Source organism: Pantoea sp. CFSAN033090 (assembly GCF_001264395.1).
Lineage (GTDB): Bacteria > Pseudomonadota > Gammaproteobacteria > Enterobacterales > Enterobacteriaceae > Pantoea > Pantoea agglomerans.
The window spans coordinates 447,408-462,879 of the sequence record NZ_LGYX01000007.1; the positions used below are offsets into that span (position 1 = coordinate 447,408).

The window sequence follows — 15,472 nt, forward strand, 5'->3', positions numbered from 1 at the left end:
TTCGTCTGGAATCACATGAGCCACTATGGAGATCTGACCAGCGAGCTGCTGATGGGGATGCGCCTCTATGGCGTGAACTATCAGCGTATCGCAGTGAGCGCGCCGTTCGGGCTGCGTTATGAGCACGCGCCGGGCCGGGCGCAGTTCCACTTTGTCGGACGCGGCTCACTGATGGTGCGCAGCGCCTCCGGCGAGGTGTTTCAGCTCAACAGCGGCGATGCGCTGCTGGTGCCGCACGGCAAACCCCACAGCCTGATCTCCAGTGAGGAGGCGAGCTGCCAGTGTATTAAGAACATGGCGAGCAAGCCGCTCTGCGACAGCGTCTGCGCCATTGCAGCACCGGAAGATGCCTGTGATGACGAGCACAGTGTGCTGTTGTTCAGCGCCTGCATGGCGTTTGAGCTCGGCGGCATGCAGCCGCTGATCAATACCATGCCCGATGTGATGCTGGTGAGTACTCTGCTGTCGCAATACCCGGAGATTCAGCCGATTCTGGCGGCGATGGAGCGGGAGTCGCTCACCCGCCAGGCGGGATTCGCCGGGATTCTGTCGCGTCTGGCAGACGTGGTTGCCGCGCTGATTGTGCGCGGCTGGGTAGAGAACGGCTGCGGCGAGCGCAGTGGGCTGGTGCAGGCAATGCGCGATCCACGTCTGAGCCAGGCGATTGCTGCGATGCATCGGGAGCCGGGCGAAAACTGGACGGTGGCGCGGCTGGCCAGCGTGGCAGGCTGTTCGCGCTCAGTGTTTGCCGGACGGTTTCTCAATGCCACCGGCATGACGCCGCTGCGCTATCTGACGGAGTTGCGGATGCGGCTGGCGGTGCAGCGGATTGTGAACAACGGTGAAGCGGTGGAAGCCGTGGCTTATCATCTCGGCTACGGCTCGATTGCGGCATTCAGTCGCGCCTTTAAACGGATTGTCGGTCAGTCACCAGGCGCACTGCGTGCCGGACGCGACGGCACGCAGGCGCTGGCCTCTTAACCGGGCCGCTTAATCTCTTCTCTTAACGAAAGACGCTGATCGCTTCGACCAGACGGTTAGCCTGATGAGTCATACGACCTGAAGCCTCGGCGCTTTCTGTCACGCGGGCGGCATTCTGGTGGGTGATATCATCAAGATCTTCCACCGCTGAACTGACTTCGCTGAGCGCGGTCGCCTGTTCGGCCGTGGCGGCGCTGATCTGGGCGATCAGTGCGGTGACATTCTGCACCTGCGACACGATATCCTGCATCGTGCGGCCTGCCGCGCTGGCGTGCTCATTGCCCGAGTTGACCCGGCTGGCGCTGGTTTCAACCAGCATTTTGATTTCGCTCGCGGCTTTGGCGCTGCGCTGCGCCAGGCTGCGCACTTCTCCGGCGACCACCGCAAAGCCTTTGCCCTGCTCACCGGCCCGCGCCGCTTCCACGGCGGCGTTCAGTGCCAGGATATTGGTCTGGAACGCAATCCCGTCGATAACGCTGGTAATATTGGCAATCCGCTTTGAACTGTCAGCAATTTCGCCCATCATGCCCATCATTTCGGTCATCACCTCGCCGCCTTTGCTGGCAGCGTGGCTGGTGCCGGCTGAGAGGGTATTCGCCTCATGCGCGGTTTCAGTGTTGCTCTTCACCGTGGCGGTCATTTCGTTCATGGTGGCCGCAGTCTGCTGCACGTTGGCAGCCGCCTGTTCGGTACGGCGGCTGAGTTCGTTGTTGCTGCGGGCGATGGCGTCGCTGGCGCTCAGCACGTTGATCGCCTGGCCGCTGACATCATCCACCAGCCAGCGGAACATCAATCCGAGCTGACCGATGGCGCGCAGCGTCACACCCACCTCATCAACGCGGTCCATCTGCTCCACTTTATGGCTGGCACCGGTTGCCACGCTCAGCGCCTGTTTGCACATCCGCTCGATAGGGCGTGAAATCTGCTGCTCCAGCCACAGGCTGCAGAGCAGAAGCAGCGCAGCCATTCCCGCGGTAAAGCCTGCCAGTGCCGCGGGCGTCATGCCCAGCGCCCAGACGCCTGCCACCGAGAGGGGCAGTAACGTCAGCAGCGTTGTTCGGATCCGCCAGCGAAGGGGCAGCGTCTTCAGGATTGAGGCGGGACGACGCCAGCCGCTGCGAACCAGCAGGCCTTTGTGAAAACGTCGCCCTCTGGCGCGGCCTTCACGAAAATCCTGATAGAGCACCTCAGTCTGACGCACTTCCTCTGCCGTGGGTTTGGTGCGCACCGACATGTAGCCCTGCACTTTACCGTCGCGTACTACCGGAATGGCGTTGGCCCGTACCCAGTAGTGATCGCCATTTTTACGGCGGTTCTTGACCAGTGCCGTCCAGGGTTCACCCTGTTTCAGCGTCGCCCACATGTCGGCAAACGCTTCTGATGGCATATCGGGATGACGCACCATGTTATGCGGCTGGCCGTTGATCTCATCGGCGGTGAAGCCGCTCGCCTCGATAAACGCGTCGTTAGCGTAGGTGATGTGGCTGTTAAGATCGGTGGTCGACATCAGTGTCGCATTATCGTCGAACAGATATTCACGCTGAGAGACAGGCTGGTTGTTACGCATCAAAAGTCCTTGGAGACCCGACGTCCTGCACGCGACGGTCTGAGTGTCGGCATGAAAACTGTGGGCTGAGAGATAACGATTACCTTTTTTTATATTTTCGGCATGCTTCTGCCTACTCTTTAGCGTTTAAGTTAAATTAGTGGCAATAATAAAGCCGCTTTGTAGCGGCTTTCACATTTTTGGTTGATTATCCATCCGTTAGCCGGACTGGAGAATTCCGGCAGCGGGTCAGCTGAGGTCGACATTACGGGTGCCAAACCACCAGGTGAGCAGGAATCCGCCGATCCAGGCCACCATCAGCCCGGCCAGATAGACCGCCATGCCAGCGAAGATCCCCTGGCTGGAGGTCATCAGTGGCAGCGTGACCAGGCCGGAGGGTCCGAATACCGTGTTCATCCCGACCGGTAAACCCAGCCACGCCACCAGCCCGATAAAGAACCCGCCCAGCGCACCGCCGCCACAGGCGGTGATAAAGGGCTTGAGGCGCGGCAAGGTGACGCCGTAGATCAGTGGTTCACCGACGCCAAGCAGCCCCGGCACGATAGCGCCTTTGATCTGCGCCCGCAGCAGCGCCCCTTTTTCTGCTTTGCACCACAATGCCAGTGATGCGCCGACCTGGCCTGCTCCCGCCATCGCCAGAATCGGGAAGAGCGAGTTAAAACCCTGGGTTTCCATCAGCGCAAAGTAGACCGGAATAAAGCCCTGATGGATGCCGAACATCACCGCGATCAGGAACAGCCCGGCCAGCAGCGCACAGCCAAAGGGATTGTTATTGAGATGGATAAACAGCCACGACATCCCTTTAAACAGTTCGCCGCCCAGCGGCATGATCAACAGATAAGTGATGGTGCCGGTGATCAACAGCGTAAACAGCGAGGTGAGGATCATATCGAGATTGTCGGGAATGATTTTGCGCAGCTGTTTTTCAATCCAGGCCCCGATAATCGCCGCCATCAGCACGCCAATAATGTTGCCGCGCGGGTCGATTGTCAGGCCAAAGAAGTTTTCCATGCCGCTGTAGTAGCCGGTGGTGGCCGTGGGCACATAGCCGAGCACAAACAGCGAGGCGATGATTGCGCCATTGACGCCGCTGCCGCCAAACGCTTTTTGCGCGTTGTAGCCAATCAGGATGCTGAGAAAGGTGAACAGCCCTTTACCGAAGACTTTCATATACGCCACGGTATGCAGCAGCCAGGGCGCGTGGTCACCGGGTGCGTTGAGGTGGAGACTCTGTTCAATCAGCGTGGCAAATCCCAGCAAAAGTCCCGCGCCGATAAAGCCCGGAATCAGCGGAGTGAAGATGGTGGCGAAGCGCGACAGGAACTGATGCACGCCGCTGGTCTGTTTCGCCTTTAGCTGCTGCTTCTGCTGCTGCGCCAGCACGCGAAGTTCCGCTGTTTCGCCCTGCGGTGCCAGCGCGGTATCACCCTGAGCCAGCAGATTCTGCATCCCCTCGGCGGCGGTTTGCGCCTTGCCAGGCCCCAGCACAATCTGCAACTGTGCCTCGCTGTCGATAACGCCTAAGACACCCGGCAGGCTTTTTAACCGTGCCAGATTACTCTCTCCCGGCTGATTGAGCGTCAGGCGGAGCCGCGTCATGCAGTGACCACAGGCCGCGATATTTTGCGCGCCACCGACCGCATGCAGGATGTCGCGCAACAGTGCCTCGGTGATTCTGGCCATTAGCGTGCTCCCGCTGCCTGTAAAGCCTGACGGATAAAGCCCTGATGCTGACTGAGCAGCGCTTTCGCCTCATCGGCAGCCAGGTCAGCCAGCACCATCAGAATGGCGGTTTTGCAGTGTCCGCCACAGGCGGTGAGCGCGGCGCTAGCCGTCGCCTCATCACAGTCAGTGGCCTGCATGACGATGTTAACCTGACGCTGTACCAGTTTCTGATTGGTGGCTTCCACATCGACCATCAGGTTGCCGTACACTTTTCCGCTGCGGATCATCGACCCGGTAGTGAGCATGTTGAGCACCAGTTTTTGTGCCGTGCCCGCTTTCATACGGGAAGACCCGGTGACCACTTCGGGGCCGACCACCGGCGTGAGCGCAATCGCGGCAACCTGCGACATGGCGCTGCCTGGATTACAGGTGAGCGATACAGTGGTTGCGCCAAGTTCGTTCGCGTATGCCAGCGCGCCCAGTACGTAGGGTGTGCGACCGCTGGCGGCGATGCCAACCAGCACATCGTGGCGGCTGAAGTGGATATCTTTCAGATCCTGCGCGCCCTGCTCCCGGTTGTCTTCCGCGTTTTCTACCGCCTGGAGTATGGCGGTATGACCTCCTGCAATCAGGCCGACCACCTGCTCGCGGGGTGTGCCAAAGGTAGGTGGGCATTCGCTGGCATCCAGTATGCCCAGCCGACCGGAGGTGCCTGCGCCGCAATAGATCAGTCGTCCACCGGCCTGGAATGCGGCGCAGATGGCGTCAACGGCGGCGGCAATCTGCGGCACGATGGCCTCAACCGCCAGCGCCACCTTTTTATCTTCATCATTGATGACGCGAAGCATCGCTTCGGTGGAGAGTTCGTCAATATTCTGGCTGGCCGGGTTGCGGCCTTCGGTGATCATCTGGCTGAGGTCGAGTTTCATGGCGGGCTCCGCAAAGGAATAAATTATTCAAATTACTAACTATCATAACGAATGATTAATTCATTGGGTGAGATCTTTTTTCGATGGATGTGGGGTGAGTCATGTTGCCGGGGATCAGGTTGGGTGAGTGATGAGTATAAGCATTACGACCTGGGTGCGGTGCATGTGAGTGGAATCGCTGGGAGACCGGTACAGGTCAGAAAAGGTTCACCTGATCGTAAAGACGCATTCGTCATCCATGACGCTCGGCCCACGCGATTACGCACCTCATCCATGAGGTGAGTGAACCGGCGGCCGAGGCCCCAGGGATGGGTTTTCGACGACTTTACGCAGTCACTGCTGGTATCCGACTGAACGGAGCACTGTTTTCCCTGCAAAGACCTCGCCTCCCATCCTATGTCACTCATCCAAAAGACAATTAAAACCCACCAATCGCAGGTTAAACGCGCATCCATTTAATCAATATAAAGTTGTGACGTTCTGCAGCCATATAAAGCAGCCAGCTTCTCAAGCGTTTGTTTTTGAGGTTTTTTTCTCGACTCTAACTTCGACACGCCAGCCTGCGTGATGCCAAGTTTATTCGCCACCTCTTCCTGTGACAGGTGACGATGCAAACGCCAGGCAACATGCAAAGGAACAGATTGCCGTCGGCTGATTTTCATTACATCGTGAGGAATCGTTTCATCATCGTCTGGACCCACTTCATAAGGGACAGACTCAAACACATCATCTAAATGACGTTCAGCCATGAGCTTATTAAACAGCTCTATAGGGATGACAGCACCAGTGCGGTTCCCGCGCTCGTCCGTCAGAAACTGTATAGCATTCATGGGTAATCACTCCTTACTGGTACGGCAGGCAACACTGTCTGATCGTCTGCCTGTGCTGCGGAACGCTAAACCCGGCTGCACAGAACTTATTGATGACGCACATTGCTCCTGCCACACTGCTAGCGCTTTTTGTACGTGGTCGATGTTCTTCTTACGACTTCAAGTATATCTATCACTACTGGCTGACCTTTCTCTATCTTCCAGAGTACGCGGTAGTGACCTACTACCAGCTTCATTCGCTTCTGTTTATCATCAGTCAGCTTTTCGACTTTCAGATGGGGAATATCCGGCCATTTAGCCAGCGCCTCTACAGCATCTTCAATAGCGTTGCCCTCTTTCTGAGGCAGCCCATAAAGCTGTTTCAATGCCTTTTTCGTCCAGTTAATTTCTGGCATCCGTCAACACTCCATGTTGTCAAAGAAGACAGTCAACTTACCGCAACGAAATATAACTATAATCAATCATAATCACAATATCCCTGTCGTATAAACATGGTTTTTAGTTATAAAATTATAACCTTTTAATTTTCAGTCAACCTGTATATCTGCCATGAAAAATCTCATAAAAAAAAAGGCCCAACTTTCGTTGAGCCCATTCTTACGTTAATGCCGTGTTCAGCTTGCGGTCTGTGTCCGCAGCTCCAGCTCATACTCTTTCGCCTTTTCGACGTCGAACTGGTTTTCCCAGCGGGCAATCACCAGCACCGCCAGCGCATTACCGACCACGTTCAGCGCGGTACGCGCCATATCCATGATGCGATCAACACCGGCGATAAACGCCAGACCTTCCAGAGGAATGCCGACGCTGCCCAGCGTGGCCAGCAGCACCACGAAGGAGACGCCTGGCACGCCAGCGATACCTTTCGAGGTCACCATCAGCGTTATTACCAGCACAATCTCGTCGGTCAGCGACAGGTCAATGCCATACAGCTGCGCAATAAAGATCGCCGCGATACTCTGATAAAGCGTTGAACCATCCAGATTAAACGAGTAACCGGTCGGCACCACGAAGCTGGTGATCGCTTTCGGCGCACCGTAGGCTTCCATCTTCTCCATAATGCGCGGCAGCACCGTTTCCGAACTGGAAGTGGAGTAAGAGAGAATCAGCTCATCCTTCAGGATACGCATCAGCGTGGTAATCCGCAGCTTACAGAAGCGCGCCACTCCGCCCAGCACCACAAAGGCGAAGAACAGAATTGCCGCGTAAACCAGCAGCACCAGCTTAGCCAGTGGCCAGAGCGAGGCAAAGCCGAAGTTAGCAATCGTCACCGCAATCAGCGCAAACACACCCACCGGGGCATAGCGCATGATCATGTGCGTCACTTTAAACATCGCTTCAGAAATGCCACGGAACAGGTTCACCAGCGGATCGCGCTGTTCTGACGGCAGTGACGACAGGCCTAAGCCAAACAGCACCGAGAAAAAGATAATCGGCAGCATGTCGCCCTTCGCCATTGAGGCGAAAATATTCTGCGGGATCAGCGACAGAATGGTGGTCACCAGACTGTGCGGACCGCCCTGTACCTCTGCCGTTGTCGCTTCATATTTAGAGATGTCCACCGTTGCCAGCGTTGACATATCAATGCCGGTGCCGGGTTGAAATACGTTGGCCAGCGTAATACCGACCACAATGGCAATGGTGGTGATCACTTCAAAGTAGAGAATCGTTTTGACGCCGATGCGTCCCAGCTTCTTTGCATCACCCACGCCAGCGATGCCGACAATCAGGGATGAAATCACAATCGGTACCACAATCATCTTGATAAGATGAATAAAGATATCGCCTGCCGGGCTGAGAATGTTGGTGACTAACCATTCACGATTGTCTGGCTGATTATGCAACACAGCACCCACAACGATGCCAAGCACCAGGGCTGTCAGAATCTGCCAGGCCAGGCTGATTTTAAAACCTTTCATAACGTGTAATTTCCTCAGTCAAAACCCGTTTCTCTCTACTGCGAAGGTGCAGAAGACAATACACACAGGGAGTGAGCAAAAAGCCCGGTAAATTAGAGGGTGTCTTGAAACAGCGCCTCGTATGAAAATCTGATGATTCCCATACCCATTTTCAGACGCGGTCTGAGTTGATACCTGCAGAACAGGGGCGAGATAAGTACCATTTTCACTGTGGTAAATGCAACCCCTGGCGGATCCGATTAAAAGTTCACCATCTAAGCAGCATAAAGTGCTGCTGGAGCTGAAAAACCCTAACCTGCTGTTATGAAAAGTATTACTTCGATGAATTTACGCATAGCTATGCAGAAACGATTAAAAACTGATCCGGCGCGTTTGCTCGCTTTTTATTCAGGATGAAAGCGTAAAAGCGATGCCTGACTTCTCCAGCGCCGCCAGAGCGTTAACCTGATAGATCAGAATGGCTTAACGCTTCTTGGGGGATGTGTATCACGTGATCTGTGGCGCAAAAAAGAAACAAAGCTTTGGCACAGGCTTTAATTAACCATTGATTGACATATCATTAACATCTTCAAGGAGATCCGCCATGAGCCAAATACACAAACATCCCGTTCCAGAGAATATTGCAGCAAACACCCTGATTACTGCAGAACAGTATCAGGCGATGTATCAGCAATCTGTCGACGATCCAGACAGTTTCTGGGGCGAACAGGGCAAAATCCTTGACTGGATCAAGCCTTACAGCAAAGTGAAAAACTGCTCGTTTGCACCAGGTAACATTAACATTCGCTGGTACGAAGATGGCACGCTCAACCTGGCGGCAAACTGCCTTGACCGTCATTTAGCCACACGCGGCGATCACCCGGCGATTATCTGGGAGGGCGACGACGCCAGCGAAAGCAAAACCCTGACTTTCCGCCAGCTGCATGCCGAAGTCTGTCGCTTCGCCAACGTGCTGGAACTGCTGGAAGTGAAAAAAGGCGACGTGGTGGCGATCTATATGCCGATGGTGCCGGAAGCCGCAGTAGCGATGCTGGCCTGTGCGCGTATCGGTGCCGTTCACTCGGTGATCTTTGGCGGTTTCTCACCGGAGGCGGTCGCGGGCCGCATCGTCGATTCCAGCGCCTCGCTGGTAATCACGGCCGATGAAGGGATCCGCGCCGGTCGCAGCATTCCGCTGAAGAAAAATGTCGATGACGCGTTAAAAAATCCTAATGTCACCAGCGTGAAAAACGTGGTGGTGTTCCAGCGCACTGGTAAAGATGTGGGCTGGGTTGAAGGCCGCGATCAGTGGTGGCACGACCTGATGCTGAACGCGAGCACCAACCACGCTGCCGCAGAAGTCGGCGCGGAAGATCCGCTGTTTATCCTTTATACCTCCGGTTCAACCGGCAAACCCAAAGGCGTGTTGCACTCCACCGGCGGGTATCTGGTCTATGCCGCGACCACTTTTAAGTTCGTCTTTGATTACCATCAGGATGATATCTACTGGTGCACCGCTGATGTTGGCTGGGTGACGGGCCACAGCTATCTGGTTTATGGCCCGCTGGCCTGTGGCGCCACCACACTGATGTTTGAAGGGGTGCCGAACTGGCCAACGCCGAGCCGTATGGCGGAAGTGGTCGATAAACATAAAGTCACGCTGCTCTACACCGCGCCCACTGCCATCCGTGCGCTGATGGCGGAAGGTGATAAGGCGATTGCCGGCACCGACCGCAGCAGCCTGCGCATTATGGGATCGGTCGGTGAGCCAATTAACCCGGAAGCCTGGGAGTGGTACTACAAGAAAATCGGCAACAGCCGCTGCCCGATTGTTGATACCTGGTGGCAGACCGAAACCGGCGGCTTCATGATCACGCCGCTGCCGGGTGCGACCGAGCTGAAAGCGGGTTCCGCCACCCGACCGTTCTTTGGCGTGCAGCCCGCGCTGGTGGATAACGAAGGTCAGCCACAGGAAGGCGCCTGTGAAGGCAATCTGGTGATCACCGAGTCATGGCCGGGTCAGGCGCGTACCCTCTATGGCGATCACGACCGTTTCGAGCAGACTTACTTCTCTACCTTTAAAAATGTCTACTTCAGTGGTGATGGTGCCCGTCGTGATGAAGATGGCTACTACTGGATCACCGGACGCGTCGATGACGTACTCAATGTTTCCGGTCATCGACTCGGCACCGCCGAAATTGAATCGGCGCTGGTCTCGCACCCTAAAATTGCCGAAGCGGCGGTAGTGGGGATTCCGCACAGCATCAAAGGCCAGGCGATTTATGCCTATATCACGCTGAATCATGGCGAAGAGCCGTCGCCGGAGTTGTACACCGAAGTGCGCCAGTGGGTCCGTAAAGAGATTGGCCCGATAGCCACACCGGATGTACTGCACTGGACCGACTCACTGCCGAAAACCCGCTCCGGCAAAATCATGCGGCGTATTCTGCGCAAAATTGCCACCGGGGATACCAGTAATCTTGGTGATACTTCTACGCTCGCCGATCCTGGCGTAGTAGAAAAACTGCTTGAGGAGAAACAGTCGATCAAAATGCCTTAAGCGCACGCTGTCCGGCGGGAAGATCGCTTCCCGCCACACCCGCCCTACGCAGTCTGTTTCGGTAGTCACAAATATTATAACCAGCTGAATCCGCGCCCTGTCGCGAGGTTCTCGCCTGCAAGCCCTCTGGAGAAAATGTGATGAATGACGCCCTTTCGAATCAGGATGCCATCAATCAACAGATTGAGCGTAATCCCCTTTTTCATGAATTAGTCCGTAAGCGCCAGGCGTTCGCGACGCTGCTGTCGCTGATCATGCTGGTGCTCTATGTCGGCTTTATCCTGCTGATCGCGTTTGCACCCGGCTGGCTCGGTACCCCGCTGCATGCCGGCACCAACGTCACGCGCGGTATCCCGATTGGGGTCGGGCTGATTGTGATGTCGTTTGTGCTGACCGGCGTCTATGTCTGGCGTGCCAACGGTGAGTTTGACCGTTTAACGAAAGCGATCCTCAGCGAGGTGAAATCATGACTCGTCTCACCTTATGGCTGCTGGCCTTAATGCTGCCGTTTTCAGCGCTGGCTGCCGATGCGATAACCGGTGCCGTGCAGCGCCAGGCGACCAACTACCAGGCGATTATCATGTTTACGATTTTCGTCGGGGCCACGCTGGGAATTACTTACTGGGCCTCAAAGCGCACCCGATCACGTAAAGACTACTACACCGCGGGCGGCAATATCACTGGCTTCCAGAATGGCCTGGCGATGGCGGGTGACTTCATGTCGGCCGCCTCGTTCCTGGGCATTTCGGCGCTGGTTTACACCTCCGGTTATGACGGGCTGATCTACTCGCTCGGCTTCCTGGTCGGCTGGCCGATGATTCTGTTTTTAATCGCTGAGCGACTGCGTAACCTGGGTCGCTACACGTTTGCCGATGTCGCCTCATATCGTCTGAAGCAGATGCCGATCCGCACCCTGTCAGCCTGCGGCTCGCTGGTGGTCGTGGCGCTCTACCTGATCGCGCAGATGGTCGGGGCCGGTAAACTGATCCAGCTGCTGTTTGGCCTTAACTACCATGTTGCGGTAGTCCTGGTCGGCATTCTGATGGTGATGTATGTGCTGTTTGGCGGCATGCTGGCCACCACATGGGTGCAGATCATCAAAGCCGTGCTGCTGCTGTTTGGCGCCACCTTCATGGCGGTCATGGTAATGAAGGCGACCGGTTTCAGTTTTAATACGCTGTTCACCGAAGCGATGGCGGTCCATCCAAAAGGCATCGCGATTATGCAGCCTGGCGGACTGGTTAAAGATCCTATCTCGGCGCTGTCGCTGGGGCTGGGGCTGATGTTTGGTACAGCCGGATTACCGCATATCCTGATGCGCTTCTTCACCGTAGCGGATGCTAAAGAGGCACGTAAAAGCGTCTTCTGGGCCACCGGCTTTATGGGTTACTTCTACTTCCTGACCTTTATTATCGGCTTCGGTGCCATCCTGCTGGTGGGCGCTAATCCGGCCTTTAAAGATGCCAGCGGCGCGCTGATTGGCGGCACCAATATGGCGGCGGTGCATCTGGCGAACGCCGTGGGCGGCAGCACCTTCCTGGGCTTTATCTCTGCGGTTGCCTTCGCCACGATTCTGGCCGTTGTCGCAGGCTTAACCCTGGCGGGTGCATCGGCGGTGTCTCACGACCTCTATGCCAGCGTGTATCGTAAAGGTCAGGCGAGCGAGAAAGATGAACTGCGGGTTTCAAAAATTACCGTGCTGGCGCTGGGCGTGGTGGCGATTGCGCTGGGTATTCTGTTTGAGAAACAGAACATCGCCTTTATGGTCGGGCTGGCCTTCTCGATTGCGGCCAGCTGTAACTTCCCGATCATCCTGCTGTCGATGTACTGGTCAAAACTCACGACGCGTGGCGCGATGGTGGGCGGCTGGCTCGGTCTGCTGACCGCCGTTATCCTGATGATCCTCGGCCCGACGGTGTGGGTACAGGTGCTGGGCAACGCGAAGGCGATTTTCCCCTATGAGTATCCGGCGCTGTTCTCCATGGCGGTGGCCTTCGTGGGCATCTGGCTCTTCTCCATTACCGACCATTCGCAGCAGGGCGCAGAAGAACGTTCACGCTTCCGTGCACAGTTTATCCGCTCACAGACCGGCACCGGCATCGAACAGGGCAAAGCGCACTGATCGTGGCTTTTCGTTCATAACGAGCAGGCAATAAAAAAGGGCGGCTACCGAAGTAGTCGCCCTCTTCTTTTGCGCAGCAGAATCAGAAGCGCAGCGATGCACCCACGTACGGGCCATCGACCAGCACGTTATCTTTGCGTCCATCTTTGTTGTTCAGTTCGATGTACTGATAACCCACACGCAGGTTAAGCAGTGAAACCGGCGTGAAGCTCAGGCCGCCACCGGCTTCCTGATAGCTGTCGAGCTGATCGGTGAAAGACTCTGGCGCGTAATAATATTCGCCATACAGGCCCCACATGCTGTTGAAGCTGTAGTGTGCTGCACCACCCAGCGCCACCGCAAATCCATCTTTTCCATCTTCAGGATGGGTGAAGATCGCTTTTGCGGTCGGCGCCAGACGCAGCGGTCCGAAATCAACGTTGTAACCCAGACCGGCACCGTAGGTGCTGCCGTCATGGTCGCTACGCAGCCAGTTACCTTTCAGAAACAGACCGGGTGTTGTGGTGCCCAGACCCACATTCAGGTTGGTGTTATGTTCGCTGACATCAACACTGCCTTCAATCGCCTGAGCGGCACCGCTCATTAAAACCAGCCCGAGGGCGCTCCCGGCAACAAGTTGCTTAAACATGATTCCACTCCGTGAAAGGACAATTAATTCGGCCGCAAGGTTAACAGCCTGAAATGGGGAGACAACAAAATCTGGAAAACTTTACGTAAAAATACGTGTCTCAGCGCAGACCAGTCCCTGTGCGACGGAGTGTAGCCTATATTGTCCACATCAGGTGCCCAATCAGCGGGGCCAGCACCACGGTCACCACGCCAGAGAGCATCATCACCAGGCTGGCGACCACGCCCTCCTGCTCGCCAATCTGATAGGCGCGTGCCGTGCCGGCACCGTGTGACGCCGCACCGAATCCCGCGCCTTTCGCCACGCCCTGCTTAATGGCGAGCCGCAGAAACAGCACGTCGCCGATTGCCATGCCAAACACGCCTGTAATCACCACGAACAGCGCCACCAGATCGGGCTGCCCGCCAATCGGACCCGCCGCAGCCAGCGCAAACGGCGTGGTGATAGAGCGCACGGCCAGGCTGCGCTGAATCGACTCCGGCAGGGTTAACAGCCGCGCCAGCCAGACGGAACTGCAGACGGCGACCAGCGTCGCGGTCACTACGCCCGCGCTCAGCGACAGCCAGTGGCGCTTAATAATTTCCACGTTCTCATAGACCGGCACCGCAAACGCCAGCGTCGCCGGCCCCAGCAGCCAGAGCAGCCAGTGGTTTTCGGCGATGTAATCCTGCCAGCTGATATGCGTCAGCAGCAGCAATGCCACCAGCACCAGCGGCGTCATCACCAGTGGCATCAGCAGCAGCGTCCGCCAGCGGCGATAAAGCCGTTTATTCAGCGCATAAACCAGCAGCGTAACGGCTACACACAGCAGGCTGAGAAGAAAATCACGCATGCGGATCCTGCTTACGCGCGGCGCGCGCGACTTCATACTGATAAAGCCGGTCCACCACCCAGGCAGTCGAGGCCAGCACCAGCAGCGTACTGACGCCAATCACCACACAGATGCGCCAGCCATCAACCCGCAGCAGATCGCCATAGTTCACCACCGCTACCACCGCCGGAATAAAGAACAGCAGCATCTCGGCCAGCAGCCAGCGTGACCCGGCTTTCACCCAGTTCAGCGGCACAATCCGCGTCACGATTAACGCCAGCAGCAGCAGCATCCCGACGATATTGGCGGGCAGCGGCAGATGCAGCCAGCTCACCAGCCGGTCGCAGGCGATAAACAGGCCGATATAGAAACCCAGCTGGAGCGGCAGGCTGAGCCATTGCACTGCGCGGTTGCTGCGTAAAGTGAGCGCTAACGCCATCACCTTGTCTCCCCGATTAAATTGATGTCACCAGTATAAATCGTCAACAGAAGGTGAAAAAAATGAATTAAAATTACCGAAATCATGCCTGAAAGGAATAGTTATGGATGTCCGCGCCCTGCGTTACTTTACTGAAGTCGTACGCCAGCAAAGCTTTACCCGTGCGGCGCAGAAGCTGTTTGTGACACAACCGACCATCAGCAAAATGCTGCGCCAGCTGGAGGAGGAGCTGGGCTGCACGCTGATCCTGCGCGATGGTCGTCGTCTGCACCTCACCGACAGCGGCCAGGCGGTCTATCAGCGCGGCCTGGCGATCCTGCAGGAGTTTCATCAGCTGGAAGCGGAGATTGGTGACATCAACCAGCTTAAAACCGGTGAGCTGCGACTGGGTATTCCGCCGATGGTCGGTATGCAGATCGCCGGTTCGATTTCCGCGTTTCGCCGCCGCTATCCCGGTGTGAAGCTGAAAATCTCTGAATTCGGCGGTCTGACCGTCCAGCAGGCGGTGCTGGCGGGCAGTCTGGATATCGCCCTGACCGCGCTACCGGTCGATGCCGAGCTGCCGCTGAACACCCTGCCCCTGATGCATCATCCGCTCTGCGTACTGCTGCCGCGTCGCCCGGAGTGGCTCAGCCGCCAGCAGATTGGACTGGCAGAACTGGCAGAGCATCCACTGCTGATTTTTAATGAGGAGTTCTCGCTGAATCGTCAGCTGATGCAGGCGTTTCAGCGGCTCAACCTGACGCCAACGGTGGCGGTTCGCAGCGGACAGTGGGATTTTCTGGCGGCGATGGTGCAGGCGGAGATGGGGCTGGCGATTCTGCCGGAGCCGATCTGTCAGCGGCTGGATAAGCAGTCGCTGCTGTGGCTGCCGCTGGAATCGGAGCTGAAGTGGAGTCTGGGATTGATCTGGCGGGAAGGGAGTTATCTGTCGCGCAGTGCGCAGGCGTGGATAGCCTGTTGTCGCGAGCATTGGCCGGATGAGCCGCCGCGCCTGTCGGTGTGAAAGGCTGGCACGCCGCATTAACGCGCAGGCGTGCCAGTC

The 15,472-nt window shown here is 56.6% G+C and carries 14 protein-coding genes; 5 read left to right on the forward strand and 9 right to left on the reverse strand.

Going from position 1 to position 15,472, the window contains the following annotated elements:
* Window positions 1–15 precede the first annotated feature (15 nt).
* A complete protein-coding gene (locus tag AFL22_RS08860) occupies window positions 16–981 on the forward strand; it encodes an AraC family transcriptional regulator (RefSeq protein WP_010252125.1) in 966 nt (321 codons plus the stop codon).
* A 22-nt stretch (window positions 982–1,003) separates the two neighbouring features.
* Here the strand turns inward: AFL22_RS08860 and AFL22_RS08865 are convergent, their stop codons facing one another.
* From AFL22_RS08865 to gltP, 6 genes are all read right to left on the reverse strand, one after another.
* Window positions 1,004–2,548 carry a PAS domain-containing methyl-accepting chemotaxis protein gene (locus AFL22_RS08865; protein ID WP_010252127.1) on the reverse strand — a complete coding sequence of 515 codons (1,545 nt, stop codon included), beginning with the start codon at window positions 2,546–2,548 and terminating at the stop codon, window positions 1,004–1,006.
* A 228-nt stretch (window positions 2,549–2,776) separates the two neighbouring features.
* A complete protein-coding gene (murP, locus tag AFL22_RS08870; protein ID WP_052271196.1) occupies window positions 2,777–4,231 on the reverse strand; it encodes a PTS N-acetylmuramic acid transporter subunit IIBC in 1,455 nt (484 codons plus the stop codon).
* Entirely contained in the window at window positions 4,231–5,142 is a 912-nt protein-coding gene (murQ, locus tag AFL22_RS08875; protein ID WP_052271197.1) for an N-acetylmuramic acid 6-phosphate etherase, read from the reverse strand. Before murQ ends, murP begins: the two co-directional genes overlap by 1 nt.
* A 455-nt stretch (window positions 5,143–5,597) precedes the next feature.
* Window positions 5,598–5,972, reverse strand: coding sequence for a helix-turn-helix transcriptional regulator (locus AFL22_RS08880; RefSeq protein WP_033780420.1), 375 nt, complete (start codon window positions 5,970–5,972; stop codon window positions 5,598–5,600).
* A gap of 119 nt (window positions 5,973–6,091) precedes the next feature.
* Window positions 6,092–6,367: a type II toxin-antitoxin system RelE/ParE family toxin gene (locus tag AFL22_RS08885; protein ID WP_010252139.1), complete on the reverse strand. Its 276-nt coding sequence runs from the start codon at window positions 6,365–6,367 to the stop codon at window positions 6,092–6,094.
* Between the two features lie 219 nt (window positions 6,368–6,586).
* A complete protein-coding gene (gene gltP / locus AFL22_RS08890; protein ID WP_010252141.1) occupies window positions 6,587–7,888 on the reverse strand; it encodes a glutamate/aspartate:proton symporter GltP in 1,302 nt (433 codons plus the stop codon).
* Window positions 7,889–8,471: 583 nt separating this feature from the next.
* Between gltP and acs the strand changes: the two genes are divergently transcribed.
* From acs to AFL22_RS08905, 3 genes are all read left to right on the forward strand, one after another.
* Window positions 8,472–10,427: an acetate--CoA ligase gene (acs, locus tag AFL22_RS08895; RefSeq protein ID WP_010252142.1), complete on the forward strand. Its 1,956-nt coding sequence runs from the start codon at window positions 8,472–8,474 to the stop codon at window positions 10,425–10,427.
* Between the two features lie 140 nt (window positions 10,428–10,567).
* Entirely contained in the window at window positions 10,568–10,897 is a 330-nt protein-coding gene (locus AFL22_RS08900; RefSeq protein ID WP_010252143.1) for a DUF485 domain-containing protein, read from the forward strand.
* Window positions 10,894–12,549 carry a cation acetate symporter gene (locus AFL22_RS08905; RefSeq protein WP_052271198.1) on the forward strand — a complete coding sequence of 552 codons (1,656 nt, stop codon included), beginning with the start codon at window positions 10,894–10,896 and terminating at the stop codon, window positions 12,547–12,549. The genes AFL22_RS08900 and AFL22_RS08905 overlap by 4 nt, the downstream gene beginning before the upstream one ends.
* An 82-nt stretch (window positions 12,550–12,631) precedes the next feature.
* Here the strand turns inward: AFL22_RS08905 and AFL22_RS08910 are convergent, their stop codons facing one another.
* The 3 genes from AFL22_RS08910 to AFL22_RS08920 all read right to left on the reverse strand — a co-directional run bounded on the left by AFL22_RS08910 (window position 12,632) and on the right by AFL22_RS08920 (window position 14,427).
* Entirely contained in the window at window positions 12,632–13,177 is a 546-nt protein-coding gene (locus tag AFL22_RS08910) for a YfaZ family outer membrane protein (RefSeq protein WP_010252147.1), read from the reverse strand.
* A gap of 136 nt (window positions 13,178–13,313) precedes the next feature.
* Window positions 13,314–14,009 (reverse strand): LrgB family protein, encoded by a 696-nt coding sequence (locus AFL22_RS08915; protein WP_010252149.1) that lies wholly within the window; start codon window positions 14,007–14,009, stop codon window positions 13,314–13,316.
* Window positions 14,002–14,427 carry a CidA/LrgA family protein gene (locus AFL22_RS08920; RefSeq protein WP_010672051.1) on the reverse strand — a complete coding sequence of 142 codons (426 nt, stop codon included), beginning with the start codon at window positions 14,425–14,427 and terminating at the stop codon, window positions 14,002–14,004. The genes AFL22_RS08915 and AFL22_RS08920 overlap by 8 nt, the downstream gene beginning before the upstream one ends.
* A gap of 103 nt (window positions 14,428–14,530) precedes the next feature.
* Here AFL22_RS08920 and AFL22_RS08925 point away from each other — a divergent pair, with 103 nt between their 5' ends.
* Window positions 14,531–15,433 carry a LysR family transcriptional regulator gene (locus AFL22_RS08925; RefSeq protein WP_010252153.1) on the forward strand — a complete coding sequence of 301 codons (903 nt, stop codon included), beginning with the start codon at window positions 14,531–14,533 and terminating at the stop codon, window positions 15,431–15,433.
* The last annotated feature ends 39 nt before the right edge of the window (window positions 15,434–15,472 follow it).